A 21,806-nucleotide genomic window follows, 5' to 3' on the forward strand; every position below is an offset into this window, starting at 1 on the left:
CCTCGACGTGAAAAAGCTCCGTGTTGGTGTCATCTACGGCGGCCGGTCCAGCGAGCACGAGGTGTCGCTCGCCTCGGCGGCGGCCGTCATCGCAAATCTCGACCGAAAGAAATACGACCCGGTGCCGATTCGGATCGAGCGGGACGGCCGGCTGACGATTGCGGACCGCCCGCCCACGACGACCATCGCGTCGGACGTGATTGCGAAGGCCCGCCAGGAGGCCGCGCGCCCGACTCGATCGGGCCGCGAAGCTTACCTGGTGCCGCATCCCGGCGAAGAAACCCTCCTCACGATCGAACGGTCGCAGGGAGAAGCGGTCGGCCGCGAGAACGCCTACGTCGCCGGCCTGTCGCTGGACGTCATCTTCCCGGTGCTCCACGGACCGTACGGTGAGGACGGTACGGTGCAGGGCCTGCTGGAACTCGGGAGCGTGCCCTACGTGGGCGCGGGCGTCCTCGCGTCGGCTGTCGCCATGGACAAGGCGATGATGAAGACGGCCTTCGCCGGCCGCGGTCTCCCGATGGTCCCCCATCTCGTGGTGATGCGCGCCGACTGGGCCGCCTCGCCCGAACCGGTGGCCACGATGATTGGCGAGCGGCTCGGCTATCCGGTCTTCGTCAAGCCGGCAAACCTCGGGTCGAGCGTCGGCATCTCGAAGGTCAAGTCCGCAGCCGACCTCGGCGCGGCGATCTCGGTGGCCGCGGAATTCGACCGGAAGATCGTGATCGAGGCCGCGGTGCCGGCGGCCCGCGAGATCGAGTGCTCGGTGCTCGGCAACGACCGCCCCGAGGCCTCCGTCCCGGGCGAGGTCGTGCCGTCGCGCGAGTTCTACGACTACGACGCGAAGTACCTGGACGAATCGCAGACGACAATCCCGGCACCGCTGGACGCGGCACAGACGGCGGAGGTGCAGCGCCTGGCGGTCGAGGCCTTCCTGGCCGTGGACTGCGCGGGCTTCGCGCGCGTGGATTTCCTGCTGTCGCGAGAGTCGGGCCGGCTCTACGTCAACGAGATCAACACGATTCCCGGCTTCACCACGATCAGCATGTTCCCGAAACTGTGGGAAGCGAGCGGCGTCAGCTACGCGGCCGTGTTGGACCGCCTGGTGGAACTCGCGTTCGAACGACATGCCGGGAAGCAGACGCTGCGCACGAGCTATCCGTGATCGGCCGTCGGCAGCTGCCGGCTGGCGGCTGGCAGCTCGTGCTCATGCGCGCCACGTGGACCCTCATGGTCGCCCTCGGCCTGCCGGCGGCGGTCGCCTCGGCCGGCAGCCTGCCCTACGCACCCGCGCTCGCGCGGTGCTACGACGCGATTCTCGACGCCCGGTTCGATGCGGCCGACGCGGAGATCGCGCAGGCGTGCGGTCCGGCACCCGTCGAGGCGTGCGAACTGCTGCGCGCGACCTCCCTCTGGTGGCGCATCCAGCTCGATCCCATGAACCGGTCGCTCGACGGGGAGTTCCGGACGAAGATCGATCGCGTCGTCGAGGCCACCGAACGGTGGGTCGGGCGTGAGCCGCGGCGCGGCGACGCCTGGTTCTTCGTTGGCGCGGCGTACGGCCTGCGGGTGCAGTTTCGCGTGCTGCGCGGGGAGCGGGTTGCCGCCGCCCGGGACGGGAAGCGGATCAAGGACGCGCTCGAGCGGGCGCTCGCCCAGGACCCCACGCTGCAGGACGCGTACTTCGGGATCGGTCTCTATCACTACTACGCAGACATCGCGCCCGCGGCGCTGAAGCTGCTCCGCTGGATGCTGCTCCTGCCCGGCGGCAACCGCGTGCAGGGTCTGCAGGAGATGGTGCGCGCCCGCGACCGCGGCGAACTGCTGCGCGGCGAGGCCGACTTCCAGTTGCACCTGATCTACATCTGGTACGAGCGCGACGCCGACCAGGCGCTGAAACTGCTGGGCGGCCTGCGCACCCGCTATCCGCACAATCCACTCTTCCTCCAGGCCATCGCGGACGTGCAGCGCGTCTACCTGCACGATGAGGCGGCAGCGCTCGACACGTGGCGCGCGCTGTTCAACCAGGCCCGGCAGCGGCGGCTGTCGTTTCCCGAGATGAGTGAAGCGCGTGCGCGGATCGGCATCGGGATCGAGCTCGACGCGCTCTTCGAGACCGACTCGGCCCTCGAGCAGTTTCGCCTCGTCGCGGACGCGAAGCCCCAGGCGCCGTACGGCGCCACGGCACTGGCGCGCCTGCATCTCGGCATGGCGTACGATCGACTGGGGCGACGCGGGGAGGCGGTGGCGGCGTATCAGGCCGCGCTTGCCGCCGCGCCTCCCGACGATCCGCAGGGAGTGCGGATCGCGGCGCGCGAAGGCCTGAGGCGGAGTCCCGATGCGCGGCTGGCCGAAGCCTATCGCCTGTCACTCGACGGCTGGCGGCACCTGCAGCGCGGATCGATCGAGGCCGCCGCCGACAGCCTCGGTCGGTCCGCGTCGATCAACCCGACCGATCCGGTCACCCGCTTCCGCCTCGCCTCGCTCAACGTCCAGCGCCAGGACACGCGGACGGCGCTCGCCGAATTCGAGCGCCTGATCGCACGGCGTCCGATGCCGCCGCCCACGATCCTCGCCGCGTCGTACCTTGGCGCCGCACGCCTCGTCGAGACCAGCGGCGATCGCGCGCGGGCAATCGATCTGTATCGCCGCGCGTCGACGACACGGGGCGCCGACGCCGACACGAAGCTCGCGGCATCACAAGCCCTCTCCCGCCTCGGCAGCAACGGGCAGTAGTCCACGACCGCTGACACAGAGCACGCGCAGACCAACGAGCACCAGTCAATCGCCCCGGGGAACTCTGCGATCTTCGCGATCTCTGTGTCGATCATCCAAATCGACTCTGCGTGATCTGCGATCTCCGTTCTGATGATCCGCATCATCTCTGCGTGATCTGCGATCCCCGTTCTGATGATCCGCATCATCTCTGCGTACTCTGCGATCTCCGTGTTGATCATCCGACATCGTCGCCACGCGCGATGCGATCGCGTCGTCGATCGCGTCGTCGATCGCGTTGTGATCGCGTCGCGACGATCGCGTGTCGCTCGGGTTTTTGACTTTTGATGTCACTTTGTGCTTGACATCATTTTTTTCTCAACCATAATCTACATGCAGTATGAGCGAGGTGGGCTTAGGCCACGCCTTGTGATTGCTCGATGCCGGTTGCGCAACTCAGTCGCTGGTCGCCGGGAGGACAAACGGCGAAGAGCGGGGGGGGCGAGAAAGAAACCCGGCGGGAGGACGCGCTAGACGATCGCCAGCAACTCGAGGTCGGAACGGGCGGCCTCGGTTCGAGAGATGCGGACTCCCGCAACGCGTGGGAGCGAGCAACGAAGCGGAGAGCGCCAGGGCACGTCAGCATCCGGTTCGCACGCTGCGTCATCCCGGGCGCCAACTCACGCACTCCAAACCGAAGGGGGGGATAAGGACATGGCGAAGAAAGTCGCGAAGAAGCCCGCCAAGAAGGCCGGCAAGAAGCGGTAAGAGCCTTACCGCGAGAAGAGGGGGCGAGCGTCGCCCCCTTTTTTATTGTACGGAATTGCCCAGCATCGTCTTCCCGTCCCACACTCTCACCCGCGTGATCGTGTCCCCTGCCTGCAGCCGATCGACAATCTCCAATCCAGACACGACGCGGCCGAAGACGGTGTAACGCCCGTCCAGGTGCGGCTGCGGGGAATGTGTGATGAAGAACTGGCTGCCGCCGGTGTCCGCCCATTCGAGCGCCATGCCGAGCGTGCCGCGCAGGTAGGGACGCTCGTTGATCTCGTCGCGGATCGTGTAGCCGGGCCCGCCCTCGCCATCGCCGCGGGGATCGCCATCCTGCACGACGAAGTTCGACACGACGCGGTGCAGCGCCGCGGCGTTGAAGAAGCCCCGCGCGGCGAGCGCGACGAAGTTCGCGCAGGTGCGTGGCGCATCGACGACCGCGAGTTCGAGTTCGACCGTGCCGCGACTGGTGTCGATGAACACGTGCGGTGACACGGTGGGCACGATCAACTCGGGCGACTCGTAGAAGCTCGCCTCCTGCGCACCGGGCGCCGGACGGATGGCCGCCGGCAGATCGGCCGCCTGATCGAACGGCTTCAACAGGGTGGCGGCGTGCAGCCTCACAGCCCAGTCCTTGTCCGACAGCGCTTCCCGCAGCGTGGGCGTCGCGGCCGCGGCACCGTAGTTCGCCAGCGCGTCGAGTACGGCGCTGCGCGCACTGTACGAGGCGTCGCGGACACCGGCGTGGTACGCGTCGATGAGCGTGCGCTCCCCGCCTGCCGGTTTCAGCTCGCCGAGTCCGGCTGCCGCAGCGCTGCGTACCACGACGTCGTCGTGCCTCAACCACTCGAGCAGCACCTGTTCGGTCTTCGGGGCCTTCAGCTTCACCAACGCGCCCAGCACGGCGGGAATCACCCGGAGGTCCCGATCCTGCAACATGGCCGTCAGGCGCGGCAGCGCCGCCTGCGCATCGAGGCCGCCGAGCAACGTCGCCAGTGTTGCCCGGACGCTCCAGTCGCGATCGGTGTCGATCCCCGAGAGCATGAGCAGGAACGCCTGCGTGTCGAGGTCCTTGATCGCCCTGAGCACGGCCGATCGGACGGCGGGTGACGGGTGGGACACCAGGTCGAGCAGCGGATCGATCGCACCCGCGGCGCGCGTCGCACCGATCGCCGGGATGACGTCGAGCAGGAACTGGGGATCGAGGTTCCTCGTCCGGAGCAGCTTCACGAGGACGGCCCCGGCGCGTCGGTCGCCGATCTGGCCGAGCGCGCGTACCGCCGAGATCGCGGTGCGGCCGTCCTCCGACCATGCCTGCGCCAGCGCGGCCAGCGTGTCGATCGCCGCCGGGTCCTTGAGTGCTCCAAGCCCACGGGCCGCGAAGGACCGCCCGAACAGACTGTCCCCTGTCGCCAGCGCCACGAGCGGTCCGTACGCACGTCGATCCTCGGTGCGCTGAAGCGCGAACGCCACGGGCCACCAGCGGACGAGGGGCCGGCCCGACGCGTCGAGCACGGCCGCCGCCAGCGGTTCGTACGCCTTGAGACGGCCGAGCGCCAGCACGGCGAGCCGAAAGGCCTCGACCTCCGCGCTGTGCGTCGCCTCCAGGTCGTCGGGCGCAATCGAGGCGAGCACGCCGGCCTTGACGTAGCGCGCCGCCAGTGCGCCGATCATGGGCGCACTGCCGGCGTCGTTCAGCTGTCCGAGCGCCTCCGCGGCCCGCCCCTGAACCAGAGGCGAAGCATCGGCGAGCGCCGAGCGCAACGCGCCCGCAGCCGACCCGTCGCGCAACAGACCGAGGGCGAAGGCCGCCATCTGGCGCACCTCCGGCTCGCCGTCCGATGACAGGACCGCCGCCAGCGGCTCGATGCCCGCCGCGAGACCCACCCGGCCGACCGCGAGCGCAGCGCGGTAGCGAATTCGAGGATCCCGATCGGTGAGCAGCAATACGAGATCGGGCACCGGTGCGGCCGGCGTCGCGGTCGCGCGCATCTTCTTCGCGGGAACCGGCGCGGCCGGCGGCTTCGGCGTCTGGTCTCGCAGGATGCGCTGGTCCTCCAGCCGCAGAATCCAGGACAGTCTCTGCTCGTAGCTGACGGCAGCGGCCGGTGCCGAGGGAGGCCCGCCGGCGAATGCCGCCACCGCAACGGGCAGCGCGAGGGCCAGGACCGCGCACGAGGCGCGTCGTGCGAGACGAATCATGGAAGACGTGGGCATGATGTGCCGCGGTCCCGCCTGTGGCGGAGCCACTCTCAGTGAAGTACGGACGTTCGCAACGTGGCGCGCTCGATTCGGTCGAGCACGATCGCCACGCCGATGCCGGGCCCGGCCGGCACCGCGATGGTGCCATCCGGCGCCACCTCGACCGGCGGCTCGATGAGGTCGGGCACGAAATACCGCCGGCTGGCTGCCACGTCCCCCGGCAGCGAGAAGTTCGGCAGCGTGGACAGGTGGATGTTGTGTGCCCGGCCGATGCCCGACTCGAGCATCCCGCCGTGCCACACTGGAACGCCTCGCGCCGCACACAGATCGTGCACGCGAATCGACGGCGTGAACCCGCCGAGCCGCCCCGGCTTGATGTTGATGATGCGGCAGGCACCCGCCTCGATGGCATGCTCAGCCTGTTCCGGCGAGTGGATCGACTCGTCGAGACAGATCGGCGTCGCCAGCCGGCGCTGCAGTATCGCGTGCTGCCCCACGTCGTCGTAGTCGAGCGGCTGCTCGATCATCATCAGGTGAAACTGGTCGAGCGCCGCCAGATGGTCCGTGTCCGCCAGCGAATACGCGGCGTTGGCGTCCACCATCAGCGGGATGTCGCCGAAGCGATCGCGCACCATTCGAACGGCGTCGATGTCCCACCCCGGCTTGATCTTGATCTTGATCCGGCGGTACCCGGCGTCGAGTTCCGTCCGGATCTTCTGCGCCAGTTGGTCGAGGGAATCCTGGATGCCGATCGACACGCCCGACGCGATGCGCGTCCGTTCGCCACCGAGCACCCTCGACAGCGGCTCACCCGTCTGGCGGGCGTACAGATCCCACGCCGCCATCTCGAGCGACGCCTTCGCCATGTTGTGGCCGCGCACCGCACGAAAGGCGCCGAACACCTCGCGTGGATGCGAGAACCGCGTCGCGAGCAGCGTCGGCCCCAGGAACTCCGTGACGACGTGCCACGCCGTCTCGTTGGTTTCCGGGCTGTAGTACGGCGCCTCCTCGGCGACGCACTCGCCCCAGCCCTCGACGCCGTCACCGAAGAGCCGGACCAGGATGAAGGCCTTGTCGTGGACGCGGCCGAAGCTGGTCTCGAAGAAGTGGACCAGCGGGAGACGCAGCAACCGCAGTTCGATACGGTCGATGTTCACGGGATTTCGCCTCGGCGGTCTGGTGTCGTGCGGTCGGAGCGACCGGGGAGACACTGCCCGCATGATAGCACGCGCGCGTGGCGCAGCCCGGCGCCAGCACTCAGGCTTTGGTGCGTGGAACGTAGTACCGGGTGCCGCGGCCCATTCCGCGAATCTGGCGCAACAGGTCGTCGAGCGCGTCGTCGCTGCCTGCGAGGTCGAACTGCGACGTCTCGACGACGAGCAGGGGAGTCGCGGTGTAGTGGAAGAAGAAGTGCTGGTAGGCCTCGTTGAGCTTCTGCACGTAGGCCGGATTGGGCCGATACGGCTCCTGCTCCGCGTCACGAACGCGCAGCCGCTTCACCAGCAGGTCCGAGGGCGCCTGCAGGTAGACCACCAGATCGGGCAACGACACGTCGCGGGCCAGCAGTTCGTACAGTCGCTGGTAGATGAACAGCTCGTTGTCGTCGAGGTTCAGATACGCGTAGATTCGGTCCTTCTCGAACAGGTAGTCGCAGACCGTGGACTGGCTGAAGAGGTCCGCCTGCCGCAAGGAGACCTGCTGCCGGTGCCGGTTCAGGAGGAAGAAGAGCTGCGACTGGAGGCCGGCGCCCGCACGATCGGCGTAGAAGTCGGCGAGAAACGGATTGTCGGTTTCCTCGAGGACAGCGGTGGCGTCGATGTGCGTGGCCAGACGTTCGGCCAACGCGGTCTTACCCACTCCGGGGGGGCCCTCGAGCGCGACGTAGCGGAAGTCCAAAGCGGTCGGAGTATACCCCGGTCCGCGGCATTCTGATAAGCTCCCTTGAATGGCGTGGTTCAAGAAGACGCGCAAGCCGATGGCGCCGTCTGACAAGGCGAGCCGCGTGCCCGAAGGGCTGTACGTGAAGTGCCCCGACTGCACGCAGCTCATCTACAGCAAGGATCTGGCGGCCAATCTCGCTGTATGTCCGCGTTGCGCGCATCATTTCAAGATGTCCGCGACCGAGCGCCTGCAGATGATGTTCGACGACGCGTTCGTCGTCCACGACCCGGACCTGATCTCGACCGACCCGCTGCAATTCACCGACACCAAGCCGTACAAGAGCCGGCTCGAGGCGAGCATCGCCTCCACGGGCATGAAGGACGCCGTGATCACGGCGTCCGGCCGCCTCGACGGCATCGACACCGAGATCGCGGCGATGGAGTATGGCTTCATCGGGGGCAGCATGGGCGTGGTCGTCGGCGAGAAGATCACCCGCGCCATCGAGCGGGCGATCACCCGTCGGGCGCCGGTCGTCATCGTCTCGTGCTCGGGCGGAGCGCGCATGATGGAAGGCGCGCTGTCGTTGATGCAGATGGCGAAGACATCCGCGGCCCTCGCCCGCCTGGACCGCGCGGGACTGCCGTTCATCTCCGTGCTGACCGACCCGACGACGGGCGGCGTCACTGCGAGCTTCGCGATGCTGGGCGATCTCAATATCGCCGAACCGAAAGCGCTCATCGGCTTCGCGGGACCACGGGTGATCGAGCAGACGATTCGCCAGAAGCTGCCCGAGGGGTTCCAGCGGAGCGAGTTCCTCCTGGAGCACGGCATGATCGACCAGATCGTCGACCGCCGTGAACTCAAGGCCGCGATTGCCCGCGCGGTGCGCTTCATGGGCGCCAGCGACGCCGGCGTGCCCGCATCGGCGCCTCCGAGCGGCCGAGTCACGCCTGGTTAGGCGGCACCAGTGGATCCGCTTTCCTATCTCTTCAGCCTCGAGAAGCTGGGGATCAAGTTCGGCCTCGACAACATCCACGCCATCTGCGCGGCTCTCGGCCATCCCGAAGCTGCCTGCCCGTCGGTGATCATCGCGGGGACGAACGGAAAGGGCTCCGTCGCCGCGATGGTGGAAACCGGCCTCCGCGTGGCGGGCCATCGCACCGGTCTCTACACCTCACCGCACCTGGTAGGCCTCGAGGAGCGATTCGTCATCGACGGCCGGCAGATCGACACCGAGTCGCTCGTTGCCGCGGCGGCCACCGTCCGGCAGGCGGTCGATCGCGCGTTGTCCGGCGGGCGCCTGGAGACCCAGCCGACGTTCTTCGAGGTCACGACGGCGATCGGCTTCGAACTGTTTCGCCGTGCGCACGTCTCTTTCGCGGTGTTCGAGGTGGGCCTGGGCGGGCGGTTCGACGCAACCAACATCGTCACACCCGTCGCGGCGGCGATCACGACAATCGACTTCGACCACGAACGATTCCTGGGGCACACGATTCCGGCGATTGCCGCCGAGAAGGCCGGAGTGATCAAGTCGGGGATTCCCGTGGTCGTCGGCGAGACGAAGCCCGAGGCCCTGCGCGTCTTCGAGGCGGTGTGTCGGGAACGGCACGCGACGATGATCCGGGCGGGGGACGGGGTGCGCGCCGAGATCCTCGGGTTCGACGGCGGGCGGGCTGTCCTCGACCTCCGAACGCCGGCGCGGACCTACGGCCGTGTCCCGCTCGCGTTGCGAGGCCGACATCAGGCCAGCAACGCGGTGGTGGCCGTTCGATTGCTCGAGGAGATCGACAGGCTCGGAACCCGCGTCGGGGCAGACGGTGTTGTGGCCGCGCTCGGCGCGACCCGCTGGCCGGGACGTCTCGATCTGCTGACCGACGCGACCGGGCGTCAGGTGCTGTGCGACTCGGCCCACAACCCCGCGGGTGCCCGGGCGCTGGCCGAATACCTCCGGGAATTTCACCCGGCAGGTCTGCCGATCGTCTTCGGGATCATGAAGGACAAGGACGTCGCCGGGACGCTGGCACCGTTGATCCCGTTCGCCTCGCGTTTGTTTCTCACCCGTGCGCACACCGACCGTGCCCTCCCGCTCGGCGCGCTGGCCGAAACGGCTCGCAGGCTGGGACGCGATGTCCCGTCCGAGATCGAGCCCGATCCCGTGATGGCCCTCGAGCGGGCGTGGAACCACGCCCGGCTGGTCTGTGCGGCCGGTTCGATCTTCGTGGTCGGGGAACTCGTCGGGCGCCTTCGCCCCGACGACAGGCGGCCTCCGGGCGGGGCGCACTGAGCCGTTCGCGCACGCGAGATCCACCTCCGGCCGTCGATTGCTGGCGCCCGGTCGACGTGGTATTCTTGCGAGGTTTTACACCAGTAAAGGGGATTTCTCACGTCCGCACCCGGGTATGCCTTGCTTGCCTCGCTCCTACGCATGACCCGGCCGTCCGCGGTCGCCGCGCTGGTGTTCCTCCTCGCGTGCGCCGTTCCGGCAATCGGCCAGCAGGAGAACGGCTTCGACTCGGCCAAGGCTGGCCTCATCGACCGGATCAGCAAGAACCATGTGAAGCTCATTCGGGCGGTGGAGGCCCAGAGCGGCGACACGAAGTTCTACGCGGACGAGGTGGAGTCGTTCACCGACATTCACAAGGTGGTCGCGACCGGAAACGTGACGGTTCGCCAGCCGGACAGCCAGATTTCCGCTGACCGGGCGGAGTTCAACACCGAGACGCGGCTTGGCACCTTCTACAACGCGACCGGGTTCGCCTCGATCGCCGAGCGGGTGTCGCACGACGCGATGGGCGGCCAGGAACCGGACGTCTATTTCTACGGGCGGAAGATCGAGAAGATCGGCGCCAAGAAGTACCGCATCTCGCACGGCGGCTTCACCACGTGCCTGCAGCCGACGCCACGCTGGCAGATCACCTCCGGCACCGTCATCCTCAATCTCGATCACTACGCGTTCCTGGCGAACGCGCTCGTCCGCGCCAAGGGCGTTCCGGTCTTCTACCTGCCGGTGCTGTTCTACCCCATCAACAAGGAGAATCGCGCGACCGGCATCCTGATGCCCACGTACGGCACGTCGACCCTCCGGGGGTTTTCGCTGAGCAACGCGTTCTTCTGGGCGATCAACCGGAGCCAGGACGCGACATTCATGCACGACTGGTTTTCGGCGCGCGGCCAGGGCGTTGGGGGCGAGTATAGGTATGTGTCGTCGCCCGGCTCGTCGGGCTACCTCCGGCTCTACAGCCTGAATGAGCACGAGTCGACGACCGTCGCGTCGGACGGATCCGTTGCGTCGCTGCCGGCGAGGAAGAGCTACGAGATCCGGTCGAACCTGAACCAGTCGCTCGGTCACGGTTGGAGCGCACGCGGGCGCGTGGACTATTTCTCCGACATCACGGCCCAGCAGACGTACAACACCAACATCTACGACGCGTCGCGGACGTCACGGTCGTTCGGTGGCAGCGTGAACGGCCAGGTCAAGGGCTTCACGATCAACGCCGCCTACGATCGCGCGGAGTACTTCTCCGGCCCGACGGACACCACGCTCACCGGCGGCACGCCCCGTGTCCAGTTCTCGCGCGGTGATCGCCCGCTGTTCGGCACGCCGGTCTACTTCACGATGAGCGGTGAGTATGCCAGCCTGGCCCGCGAATCGCGCTCGGGCGACACCATCACCGATCGCGGCCTCACGCGGTTCGACTTCCAGCCGACGCTCCGCCTGCCGTTCACGAAGTGGCAGTTCCTGACGGTGGCCAATACGCTGACGTGGCGCGCGACGTACTGGACGAGGAGCCAGGATCCGACGACCAGCCAGATCCTCGATCAGTCGATTGTCCGGCGGTACTTCGATGTCCAGTCGCGGATCACCGGCCCGGTGGTCAACCGCGTGTGGAATACGCCGAACAACGGCTACGCGGAGAAGTGGAAGCACACCATCGAACCGTACGCCAGCATCCAGCACGTGACCTCCGTGGACAACTTCAACGAGGTCGTGCAGCTCGACGGCGGGGACTACATCCTCGGCGGGACGACGCGGGTGGACTACGGCGTGACGAACCGCGTGCTCGCGAAGCGGCGTGGGGGCGTGGGCGCCGGGAGCGCTCGTGAGATCCTGAGTGTCGACATCGGGCAGACCTACTACACGGATTCGCGCGCCGGACAGTACGACTACAACTACTCGACCAGTTTCTCCGGCCAGACCCGGAGCAACTTCTCGCCGATCCTGGTCCGCGTGCGCACGTCGCCGGCCGATCAGATCAACGGGTCGATGCAGCTGTACTACGACACGAAGCAGGCGGCCATCCAGAGCGTCACGGCCAGCGGTCAGGTCGCGCTCAAGGAATGGCTCAGCCTCACGGGGGGGTACAGCGAGCGCCGGTCGGTCGATGCGCTCGGAACGGTCGCCCGCAACAACGCGGTCGAGGCGACGACGGCGCTGCGGTCGCCCGGCAATCGCGTGGGCGGCACCTTCGCCTTCAGCTACGACATCGAGCGAACGACGATGCTGACCAGCCGAATCGTCGGGTACTACAACGCGCAGTGCTGCGGTTTTGCCGTCGAGTACCAGACCTGGAACTACCCGGCCGCCAATGCGGCTTTCCCCATCAAGCAGGATCATCGCTTCAACTTCTCGTTCACACTGGCGGGGTTGGGTACGTTCTCCAACTTTTTCGGCGCCCTGGGTGGACTTGGCGGCGGTCAACGGTAGCGACTGACGGGATCCCGTTCATGAAAGGTCTGATCCTCAGCGGCGGCAAGGGAACGCGCCTGCGTCCCCTCACCTACACCAGCGCGAAGCAGCTCGTGCCGGTCGCGAACAAGCCCGTGCTGTTCTACGGCCTCGAGGCGATGGCCGAGGCCGGCATCCATGACGTGGGCATCGTCGTCGGTGACACGGCCGCGGAGATCCGCGCCGCGGTGGGCGACGGGTCGCGATGGGGGCTCCGCGTCACGTATCTGGAACAGGATGCGCCGCGCGGCCTGGCGCACGCGGTGCTCATCAGCCAGGACTACCTCGGCAGCTCGCCGTTCGTCATGTATCTCGGCGACAACCTGTTGAACAGGGGCATCAGGGAGTTCGTCGAGGAGTTCGCCGCGGCGAAGCCTGCCGCGCAGATCCTGCTGACGCACGTGTCCGATCCCCAGATGTTCGGCGTCGCGGAACTGTGCGACGGCCGGGTCGTGCGGCTGGTCGAGAAGCCGAAGGAGCCGAAGAGCGACCTCGCGCTGGTCGGCGTCTACATGTTCGGTCCCGAGATCTTCGAGTCGGTGCGGCGCATCCGCCCGAGCGCGCGGAACGAGCTGGAGATCACCGACGCCATCCAGGATCTGATCGATCGCGGCCTCGAGGTCCGGCCGCACCTGGTCGAGGGCTGGTGGAAGGACACGGGCAGGCTCGAGGACATGCTCGAGGCGAATCGCCTCATCCTCGACACGCTCGCCCGGCGCATCGACGGCACGGTCGACGCGGACTCGCGCGTCGAGGGAAAGGTCGTCATCGAGGCCGGCGCGATCATCGAGCGCTCCGTGGTGCGTGGCCCCGTCATCATCGGCGCCCGCGCCCATGTCACGCACGCCTACGTTGGCCCGTTCACGTCCATCATGAACGACGTGCAGGTGCGCGACGCGGAGATCGAACACAGCATCGTACTCGAGGGCAGCGTGATCAGCGATCTGGCGAACCGGATCGAGGACAGCCTGATCGGCAAGAACGTGCGCATCTATCGGGCGCCGGTCAAACCGTCGGCGTACCGGTTCATGCTCGGTGACAATTCCGAAGTCGGCATCCGCTGGTAAAGGGGCGTCCGTGAGCGATCCGAAGGCGTACACCGCCGCGACCCGCCATCCCTCGATTGTCGGCGTCAAGACGAAACGGCTGCGGCTGGTTCCCGACGAGCGCGGCTGGCTGATGGAGATCCTGCGCGCCGATGACGGGGAGTTCTTCACCAAGTTCGGCCAGGTGTACGTCTCGGCGACGTACCCGGGGGTCGTGAAGGCGTGGCACTACCACAAGGTGCAGCTCGACAACTTCGCCTGCGTGAGCGGGATGGTGAAACTGGTGCTGGTGGACACGCGGCCGGGGTCGCCGACCGAGGGAGCGGTGAACGAGTTCTTCGTGGGATCGCAGAACCCGCTGCTGGTGCAGGTGCCGAATCTCGTCTACCACGGGTGGAAGTGCATCAGCGAGGAGATCGCCCTCGTGGTGAATGCGCCGACCGAATGGTACCGTTACGACGATCCAGACGAGTTCCGCCTGGAGCCCCACGGCGCGCTGCCGTACGATTGGAGCCGGAAAGATGGTTGAGGTGCTCGTCACGGGTGGGGCGGGGTTCATCGGCAGCAACTTCGTGCGGTACGCGCTCGCCACGCACTCCGACTGGCGTGTGACGACGCTCGACAAGCTGACGTACGCCGGCCGGCTCGAGAATCTCCATGACGTGATGGACCACCCGCGCCACGCGTTCGTCCGCGGGGACATCGCGGATGCGGTGCTGGTGCGCCCGCTCGTCGCGCGCTCGGAGATCGTCGTGCACTTCGCCGCCGAGACCCATGTCGATCGATCGATCCTCGGCGCCGGCGATTTCATCCGGACGGACGTGTTCGGCACGTTCGTGCTGCTCGAGGCCGCGCGCGAGGCGGCCCATCTTCGTCGGTTCGTGCAGATCTCGACCGACGAGGTGTACGGCAGTGTGACCACGGGCGCGAGCCGTGAAACCGACGAGCTGAAGCCGCGAAATCCGTATGCGGCGAGCAAGGCCGGCGCGGACCGCCTGGCCTACAGCTACTGGGCGACGTACCACGTGCCGGTGGTCATCACGCGCGCGTCGAACAACTACGGGCCGTATCAGTTCCCCGAGAAGGTCGTCCCGCTGTTCGTCACGAACGCGATCGACCGCCAGGCGGTGCCTCTCTACGGTGACGGCCTCAACGTGCGCGACTGGCTCCACGTGCTCGACCACTGCCGCGGCCTCGACGTGGTGATCGCGCAGGGCGTGGACGGCGAGGTCTACAACATCGGCGGCGGCAACGAGATTCCGAACATCGAGCTGACCAGGCGCATCCTGGCCCTGGCCGATCGCCCCGAGTCGCTGATCCGGCCGGTAACCGACCGTCCCGGCCACGATCGCCGCTACTGCCTCGACACCAGCAAACTGCGCGGCCTCGGCTGGCGGGCGCAGATGGAGTTCGCCCAGGGCCTGCGCGAGACGGTCGCGTGGTACACGGCGAACGAGTGGTGGTGGCGGCCGATCAAGCAGGGCGACGAGGGGTTCCAGGCGTATTACCAGCAGCAATACGGCCAGCGCTCCACGACATGACCCTGGATCCGATCCTCGTCACCGGCGCCGCAGGTTTCGCGGGCAGTCATCTGCTGGATCTGCTCGAGGCCGACGCCGGGCGGGTCGTCGCCTGGCGACGACCCGGCGAACGTCTCCCGCAACCGCCCACCGGGACGCGATGCCGGTGGATGGCCGTGGAGTTGCTCGACGCCCGGGCTGTTCGCGAGGCCGTCGAGACCATCCGGCCGTCGAGGGTCTACCACCTGGCCGGCGCGGCCCAGGTAGGGGGTTCCTGGCAGTTGGCCTCGCAGGCGCTCGAGGTCAACGTCCTCGGCACGCAGATCCTGCTCGACGCCGTCGCGGCTGCCGTCCCGGCTGCTGTCGTTCTCGTCTCCGGCTCGGCCCTTGTCTACCGGGAACACGACCGAGCCATCAGCGAGGATCATCCGCTCGGCCCCGGCAGTCCGTACGCCATGAGCAAGCTGGCGCAAGAGATGGCCGCGGTCGAGGCGGCGGCCGATCTCGGGTTACGGGTCGCCGTGACGCGATCGTTTCCGCATATCGGCCCGCGGCAGGCGCCCTCGTTCTTCACGGCGAGCGTGGCCCGTCAGATCGCTCGAATCGAGCACGGACTGGCAGCGCCCGTCCTCGACGTCGGCAACCTCGAGTCCAGACGCGATTTCACGGATGTCCGCGATACGGTCCGGGCGTACCACACGATTCTCGAGCGCGCGCCCGCCGGTGCCGTCTACAACGTGTGCTCGGGGACGGCGCGCCGGATGGGCGACATCCTCGAGTCCCTGCTGCAGGAGGCGCGGACGCGCATCGAAGTACGGCGAGATCCCTCTCGCCTCCGACCGCACGATGAGTCGCTCGTGCTCGGCGATCGCAGCCGCCTGACCGGCGAACTCGGGTGGGAGCCGCGCATCCCGATGTCGCAGACGCTTGGCGATCTGCTCGATTACTGGCGGCACGTTGTCGCGAGCGGGGCAGAAGAACGGCCCGACGCCGTTCGGCGACCGGCCAGCTGGGCTTCCGGCGCATAATGACCCTGTGAAGATCCTCGTCACCGGCGCCACCGGCTTTCTTGGCCGCGCCATCGTGGCCGCGTGCCAGGCGTCGGGTCACGAAACCGTGGCTTTTTCCCGTCACGCCACGACGAGCGGCGTCTCCGGCGCAACCTTCGACGGCGACGTGCGCGACCCTCGTGCGCTCGCCGACGCCGCCGCGGACTGCGACAGCGTCTGTCATTCGGCGGCGCTCGTCAGCGTGTGGCGGCGTCACGCGTCTGAGTTCGACGATGTGAACGTCGGCGGCCTGCGCCACGTGCTCGATGTCGTCCGCGATCGTGGCATCCCTCGCCTCGTGTATACCTCCTCGTTCCTCGCGCTGCCGCCAACCGGTGCCGACCGGCCGCAGCAGTGGAACGACTACCAGCGCACGAAGGTCCTGGCCGACCGGCTCGCCGACCGCGCCGTGGCGGAGGGCGTTCCCCTGGTGCGCCTGTACCCCGGCGTGATCTACGGACCCGGCCCGCTCACGGAGGGCAATCTCGTGGGCGGGATGATCGCCGATCATCTGGCCGGGCGGCTGCCCGGCCTCGTCGGCGCCGACTGCCGCTGGTCCTATGCGTTCGTCGACGACGTCGCGGCAGGCCACGTCGCTGCGCTCGAACGGGGCGAGATCGGCGCGCGGTATCGTCTGTGCGGGGAGAACGCCCGGCAAATGGCCGTGTTCGAGATCGTCCGCGAGCTGACCGGCCGACCGCTGCCACGTCGCCTCCCGGCGTCGCTTGCGGCTGCGGTCGGGCTGTTCGAGGAATGGCGCGCCGCGCTCACCCATCGTCCGCCCCTGCTGACCGTCGGCACGGTCGAGATTCTCACCCGGGACTGGGCGTTCGACAGCGATCTCGCTATTCGCGATCTCGGGTATCGCATCACGTCACTTCGCGACGGTGTGGCGCGAATCGTGGCTCAACTGCGGCACGGTGTGGAACCATGACGTCGTTCTCGGAGACCCGGCGGCAAACGCTCCACATGTCGATGGCGGCATTCGCGCTCCTGCTCCGGTTCTTGACCTGGTGGCAGGCCGCCCTGTGCGCGGTCGTCGCATTCCTCTTCAATCTCTTCGTGCTGCCGCGCCTCGCGCAGACCGCGCTCTACCGTCCGGGCGATGCGGCGCGCGGGTACCCGCTCGGCATCCTGTTCTACCCGCTCTCCGTCCTGTTGCTGATCCTCGCCTTCCCGCGCCGGCCCGACGTCGTGGCGGCCGCGTGGGGCATCCTCGCATTCGGCGACGGCTTCGCGACCATCGTCGGGACGCGCAGGCGGCGGCGCGCACTGCCGTGGAATCCGGACAAGACCGTGGCCGGATCGGTGGCGTTCATGGTCGCGGGTTCTGTCGCCGGCATCGCGCTCGCCTGGTGGACGAGGCCTGCCGTCGCACCGCTGCCGCCGCTGTTGTTCACGATCGGCGCACCGATCCTGGCGGCTGTCGCTGCCGGGCTCGTCGAGTCGCTGCCGGTCCGCCTCGACGACAACATCTCGGTGCCCATCACCGCCGGCATCGTGCTCGGTGGACTGGCGCTCATCACGCCGGAGTCCTGCACGGCGGCCCGGACGTGGCTCCCGCAGGGACTGTTGTATGCGACGCTGGTCAACGTGCCGATCGCCGCGCTCGGGTGGCGTGCGAGAACCGTCAACGGCGCCGGTGCCGTCATCGGCGCGATCATCGGCGTCACGATCTTCGCGTGCGCCGGCCCGGCCGGCTGGCTGCTGCTGTTCGCGTCGTTCTTGGCGGCCATCGTGTCGACGCGCCTGGGCGTGAAGCGGAAGTCGGTCCTCGGAATCGCCGAGGAGCGAGGGGGGCGTCGCGGCCCCGGCAACGCGATCGCCAATACCGGACTCGCGGCGTTCGCGGCGGTCATCGCAGGACTGTCGCCGTATCGCGAAGGCGCGCTCCTCGTGATGGTCGCGGCGTTGACGGCCGGCGCCAGTGACACGGTCGCGAGCGAGATCGGCAAGGCGTGGGGCACACGGACGTACCTGTTTCCCACGTTCACGCGCGTCAGGCCTGGCACCTCGGGAGCCATTTCGCTCGAGGGCACCGGCGCCGGACTGGTGGCCGCACTCGCGCTGGCAGCGCTCGGCCTCTCGCTCGGCCTCGTGAAGGGAAACGGCCTGTGGTTCGCGGCGATCGGCGCCACCGCCGGCTCGTTCGTCGAGAGCTCTCTCGGCGCGACGCTCGAGTCGAGCGGCACACTCAACAACGACATGCTGAACTTCATCAACACGGCGCTGGCCGCCGCCTTCGCGGTGGCCCTCGCCTGGATGTTCGTCCGATGATCGACCGATCCCGTTTCCGCATCTATCTCGAGTTCGCCAGACCGTTCACGCTCTTCGCGCCGGCCCTCGGCATGGCCTCGGGCGGCGCGGCCGCGATCGGCGCCGTGCCGCGAGAGGGGTGGTCGTGGTGGCTGATCGTCTACCCGCTGGTCGGCACGCTCATGGCGGCCGTCCTCAACGCGGCGTCGAACGGCCTGAACCAGATCTACGATTTCGACATCGACGCGGTGAACAAGCCGAAGCGCCCGCTCACCAGCGGCCGGATGACGATGCGTGAAGCGTGGGTGTTCACCGTCGTGACGTTTGCCGCCGCCTGGATTCTCGCCTGGCTGGTGGCCCCCGCCGGTCGCCACGAGTGCTTCTGGCTGGTCGCGGCCGCGACGCTCATCACCGCCCTGTACTCGGTGCCGCCGTTTCGGACGAAGCGGCTCGGCATCTGGGCCAATCTCACCGTCGCGATCCCTCGGGGCGTGTTGCTGAAGGTGGCTGGCTGGTCGTCGGTCAAGACGGTGTTCGGCCTCGAGCCCTGGTTCATCGGTGCGATCTTCGGACTCTTCCTGCTCGGGGCCACGACGACGAAGGACTTCGCGGACATGGAGGGCGACGCCCGGGGTGGCTGTCGCACGCTGCCGATTCAGTTCGGCGTCCGCCGCGCGGCGTGGATGATCTCGCCGTCGTTCGTGGTGCCGTTCCTGATGATCCCGCTCGGCGCGTCCCTCGGTGTGCTCACCGGCAACTTCTGGCTGCTGCAACTGCTCGGTGTGGTGATGGCGATCTATGGGCTGTACGTCTGCTACCTGATGCTGCGCAGGCCCGAGGATCTGGCCGTCGAGGAGAACCACGTCTCCTGGGCGCACATGTACCGGATGATGTTCGTCGCGCAGATTGGCTTCGCGCTAGCGTACCTGCTCTGACCTACGCCGTGTGCAGCAGCGCCCTGATTCGCTGTTCGGTCGGCGGGTGCGTGCTGAACAGCGAGAAGAGCCCAGAGGCCGAGAACGGTTTGACGATGAACATGTGAGCCGTCGCGGGGTTCGCGTCGAGCGGCACCTGCTTCGAGACCGCCTCGATCTTCTTCAGCGCGTCCACCAACCCGTAGGGACTGCCGGCGAGGGCCGCGCCGCCCGCGTCCGCCGAGTACTCCCGCGAGCGCGAGATCGCCGCCTGGATGAGCATCGCGGCCAGCGGCGCGAGAATCACCGTCAACAGCAGGCCGATCGGATTGCCTCCGTCGCGGTCGTCGTCGCGGCTGGCGCCGCCGAAGAACGCCGCGAACTGCGCCATGCGGGCGATCATCATGATCGCCGCGGCCAGCGTGGCCGCCACCGAACTGATGAGGATGTCACGGTGGCTGACGTGCGTGAGTTCGTGCGCGATCACACCTTCGAGTTCCTGCTCGTTGAGAATTCGCAGGATCCCTTCGGTCGCCGCCACGGCTGCGTGCGAAGGATTCCGCCCGGTGGCGAACGCGTTCGGCGACATCTCCGGAATCACGTACACCTTCGGCATGGGCAGGCTCGCCCGCTGCGCCAACCGCTCGACCACGCGATGGAGCACGTGCTCGGGACCAACCTGCTGCGCGCGGTACATGCGCAGGACGATCTTGTCGGAGAATCAGTACGAGACGAAGTTCATGACGACCGCGATGACAAACGCCATCATCAGGCCGCCGGCGCCACCGAGCGTCTCACCGATGACCAGGAGGACACCGCTCAAGAGACCGAGGAGAAGCGCGGTTTTCAGACCGTTCGCCATGCCGTTATTGTCACACATTCCCCAGCCGGGTCAGAAGGCCGGCCAGGAGCGCCGCGCGGAAAGGCAGCGCGTCGATTACCACGTGCTCGTGCGGCGCGTGGGCGCCGTCGCCAACGGACCCCAGGCCGTCCAACGTGGGGACCCCGGCGGCCGCCGTGAAATTTCCGTCCGACCCGCCGCCGGTGCGCCCTTCCGAGAGGCTGTGCCCGAGCTCACTGGCCACGGCCCGGGCCATCTCGAACAGACGGACGCCGTCCGGCGTTCGTTCGAGCGGTGGATGCGTGAACCCGCCGGACACCGTCACCGTCGTCCCGGGCCGTCGGGCGCGGAGAGCCGTCATGGCCGCGCTCACCCGCTCGGCCTCCTGCGCGCCGAACGCCCTGGCATCCACGGTGGCTCGGGCCCCGGCCGGGACGACGTTGGCCCGGGTGCCGCCAACGGCGAGCGTCACCGTCAGTGACGTGCCGCGCTCGAGGTCCTGCAGCCGTTCGACACTCAGCATCTGTTCGGCCAGTTCGAGGAGCGCGTTCGCCCCCCTGGCCGGTTCGATTCCAGCGTGCGCGGCACGCCCGCGCACCTCGATCTCGAAGGCACCGCATCCGGCTCTCGACGTCTTCAGCGCGCCGCCCGGCAGCGCTGGTTCGAGCACGAGCACGGCCCGGCTGTTCCTCGCCTCGGCCTCGATCAACTGACGGGACGTGACGCTTCCGGTCTCCTCGTCGGTGGTGAGGAGCACACCAATGCGCGGCAGGGCACCACTCGCGGCCAGTGCCTCGACGGCCAGCATCGCCAGGCCAATTCCGCTCTTCATGTCGAAGACACCCGGCCCCCACAGCCGACCATCCGCCGCGCGCACCGGCATGCGGTCCAGTGTCCCAATCGGCCAGACCGTGTCGAAATGACCGAGCAGGAGCGTGCGTGGGCCGCTCGAACCGAAATCGGCCAGCACGTGATCGCCCGCCGCCGCCTCGGGGATGAGCGTCACGCGGCCACCAATGGCTCGGAGCCGCCGGGCCAGCTCAAGGCCACAGAGATCGACCGCCACCTTGTCCGTGCTCGGCGACTCCAGACGGGCGAGCGCTTCGATGGTCTCGAGCAGCCACCCGCGCTTCGATTCGCAAAACGCTGCGAGCTGTTTCATAATTGGCACATGAAGCGCCACCTCTCGGCTCTGGCTCTGGCTCTGGCCGTGCTCCTGGCAGGCCGCCTCGGGCTCGCCGCACAAGTCCGGCCGCCGGTCCCGCAGGCGTACCCACGGCCGCCTCAACAGCCGGCGACGCCTGCCCAGAAGCCGACAACGCCTGCTGAACCACTGCAGGCACCGGCCAGTCCGGCGCCGCAGGCCGACGGCACCGTCCCCAGCGAGGCGACGCTCGGGTTGCCGCTCTACCCGACGCTCGAGTTCCTGACGTCGTACGATGCGGGCCGGGGACAGCGGTTCTACCTGTTCGGCACCACTGCCAGTTTTGCCGATGTGGTCGCCTACTACAAGTCGGTGTTGAAGCAGAGGGGCGAACTGGTGTTCGAGGAACCCGCCACTCACATGTTCGAGGTGGGCAGGTTCCGGGAGGATGCAATGGGCTTCCCCCCGAGCATCACCGTGAAGGACTACACCTGGGGCGGCCTTGAAGGCTATCCCAATCCAAAGCCGAACGCGGAACCGGCCCGTTTTGCGACCGTCGTACAGGTGGTCCCGGTTCCGGCCGCGGCCAGCACCGCAAGACGCTAGTGTAGTGTCCCACATATAACTAGACAACGAATCAGAAGCGTGAGATGCTGTGTGCATGACAGACACGAGCCTCACGGGCCGCGTGGCGGCCGACGATCTGCACCAGTTGGCCGAGTGGGCCCACGCGCCGAGCAC

General features: G+C 67.9%; 19 protein-coding genes. 13 read left to right on the plus strand and 6 right to left on the minus strand.

The annotated features are described in order from the left end of the window. The first annotated feature begins 7 nt into the window (after nt 1–7). Nucleotides 8–1,165 (plus strand): D-alanine--D-alanine ligase family protein, encoded by a 1,158-nt coding sequence (locus VGK32_13285; GenBank protein ID HEY3382741.1) that lies wholly within the window; start codon nt 8–10, stop codon nt 1,163–1,165. After that, nucleotides 1,162–2,736, plus strand: coding sequence for a hypothetical protein (locus tag VGK32_13290; GenBank protein ID HEY3382742.1), 1,575 nt, complete (start codon nt 1,162–1,164; stop codon nt 2,734–2,736). The genes VGK32_13285 and VGK32_13290 overlap by 4 nt, the downstream gene beginning before the upstream one ends. Before the next feature lie 789 nt (nt 2,737–3,525). Here the strand turns inward: VGK32_13290 and VGK32_13295 are convergent. The 3 genes from VGK32_13295 to VGK32_13305 all read right to left on the minus strand — a co-directional run bounded on the left by VGK32_13295 (nt 3,526) and on the right by VGK32_13305 (nt 7,584). Further along, a complete protein-coding gene (locus VGK32_13295) occupies nt 3,526–5,703 on the minus strand; it encodes a HEAT repeat domain-containing protein (protein ID HEY3382743.1) in 2,178 nt (725 codons plus the stop codon). Between the two features lie 35 nt (nt 5,704–5,738). After that, a complete protein-coding gene (gene menC / locus VGK32_13300; protein HEY3382744.1) occupies nt 5,739–6,845 on the minus strand; it encodes an o-succinylbenzoate synthase in 1,107 nt (368 codons plus the stop codon). A 100-nt stretch (nt 6,846–6,945) separates the two neighbouring features. Beyond that, nucleotides 6,946–7,584 carry a deoxynucleoside kinase gene (locus VGK32_13305; GenBank protein ID HEY3382745.1) on the minus strand — a complete coding sequence of 213 codons (639 nt, stop codon included), beginning with the start codon at nt 7,582–7,584 and terminating at the stop codon, nt 6,946–6,948. A gap of 49 nt (nt 7,585–7,633) precedes the next feature. On the opposite strand from VGK32_13305, the gene accD reads away from it, so the two are divergent. The 10 genes from accD (at nt 7,634) to VGK32_13355 (ending at nt 19,101) form a co-directional block, all read left to right on the plus strand. After that, the gene (gene accD, locus VGK32_13310) at nt 7,634–8,527 is read left to right on the plus strand and encodes an acetyl-CoA carboxylase, carboxyltransferase subunit beta (protein ID HEY3382746.1); all 894 of its coding nucleotides are present in this window, start codon (nt 7,634–7,636) and stop codon (nt 8,525–8,527) included. A gap of 9 nt (nt 8,528–8,536) precedes the next feature. After that, entirely contained in the window at nt 8,537–9,853 is a 1,317-nt protein-coding gene (locus VGK32_13315) for a folylpolyglutamate synthase/dihydrofolate synthase family protein (protein ID HEY3382747.1), read from the plus strand. 141 nt (nt 9,854–9,994) lie between these two features. Beyond that, on the plus strand, nt 9,995–12,274 hold the full coding sequence (gene lptD, locus VGK32_13320; GenBank protein ID HEY3382748.1) for an LPS assembly protein LptD: 2,280 nt from the start codon (nt 9,995–9,997) through the stop codon (nt 12,272–12,274). A gap of 20 nt (nt 12,275–12,294) precedes the next feature. After that, entirely contained in the window at nt 12,295–13,362 is a 1,068-nt protein-coding gene (locus VGK32_13325) for a glucose-1-phosphate thymidylyltransferase (GenBank protein HEY3382749.1), read from the plus strand. A gap of 10 nt (nt 13,363–13,372) precedes the next feature. Then, nucleotides 13,373–13,870: a dTDP-4-dehydrorhamnose 3,5-epimerase family protein gene (locus VGK32_13330; protein HEY3382750.1), complete on the plus strand. Its 498-nt coding sequence runs from the start codon at nt 13,373–13,375 to the stop codon at nt 13,868–13,870. Continuing rightward, nucleotides 13,863–14,882, plus strand: a complete 1,020-nt coding sequence (gene rfbB / locus VGK32_13335) for a dTDP-glucose 4,6-dehydratase (GenBank protein HEY3382751.1) — start codon at nt 13,863–13,865, stop codon at nt 14,880–14,882. Before VGK32_13330 ends, rfbB begins: the two co-directional genes overlap by 8 nt. Beyond that, entirely contained in the window at nt 14,879–15,889 is a 1,011-nt protein-coding gene (locus VGK32_13340) for a GDP-mannose 4,6-dehydratase (protein ID HEY3382752.1), read from the plus strand. Before rfbB ends, VGK32_13340 begins: the two co-directional genes overlap by 4 nt. A gap of 7 nt (nt 15,890–15,896) precedes the next feature. Beyond that, the gene (locus VGK32_13345; GenBank protein ID HEY3382753.1) at nt 15,897–16,844 is read left to right on the plus strand and encodes an NAD-dependent epimerase/dehydratase family protein; all 948 of its coding nucleotides are present in this window, start codon (nt 15,897–15,899) and stop codon (nt 16,842–16,844) included. Further along, on the plus strand, nt 16,841–18,187 hold the full coding sequence (locus VGK32_13350) for a DUF92 domain-containing protein (GenBank protein ID HEY3382754.1): 1,347 nt from the start codon (nt 16,841–16,843) through the stop codon (nt 18,185–18,187). The genes VGK32_13345 and VGK32_13350 overlap by 4 nt, the downstream gene beginning before the upstream one ends. Then, the gene (locus VGK32_13355; protein ID HEY3382755.1) at nt 18,184–19,101 is read left to right on the plus strand and encodes a UbiA family prenyltransferase; all 918 of its coding nucleotides are present in this window, start codon (nt 18,184–18,186) and stop codon (nt 19,099–19,101) included. The genes VGK32_13350 and VGK32_13355 overlap by 4 nt, the downstream gene beginning before the upstream one ends. A gap of 1 nt (nt 19,102) precedes the next feature. Here VGK32_13355 and VGK32_13360 read toward each other — a convergent pair whose 3' ends face one another. From VGK32_13360 to VGK32_13370, 3 genes are read right to left on the minus strand one after another with little or no spacing between them, the layout of a single operon-like run. Continuing rightward, nucleotides 19,103–19,777 (minus strand): M48 family metalloprotease, encoded by a 675-nt coding sequence (locus VGK32_13360; protein ID HEY3382756.1) that lies wholly within the window; start codon nt 19,775–19,777, stop codon nt 19,103–19,105. 24 nt (nt 19,778–19,801) lie between these two features. Continuing rightward, complete coding sequence (locus tag VGK32_13365; GenBank protein HEY3382757.1) at nt 19,802–19,942, minus strand: hypothetical protein; 141 nt, start codon at nt 19,940–19,942, stop codon at nt 19,802–19,804. A 10-nt stretch (nt 19,943–19,952) separates the two neighbouring features. After that, nucleotides 19,953–21,083 carry a M20 family metallopeptidase gene (locus VGK32_13370; protein ID HEY3382758.1) on the minus strand — a complete coding sequence of 377 codons (1,131 nt, stop codon included), beginning with the start codon at nt 21,081–21,083 and terminating at the stop codon, nt 19,953–19,955. Between the two features lie 9 nt (nt 21,084–21,092). On the opposite strand from VGK32_13370, the gene VGK32_13375 reads away from it, so the two are divergent. Then, the gene (locus tag VGK32_13375; GenBank protein ID HEY3382759.1) at nt 21,093–21,671 is read left to right on the plus strand and encodes a hypothetical protein; all 579 of its coding nucleotides are present in this window, start codon (nt 21,093–21,095) and stop codon (nt 21,669–21,671) included. Nucleotides 21,672–21,806: the final 135 nt, after the last annotated feature.

The sequence above is a fragment of the Vicinamibacterales bacterium genome (assembly GCA_036504215.1).
Classification (GTDB): Bacteria; Acidobacteriota; Vicinamibacteria; order Vicinamibacterales; family Fen-181; genus FEN-299.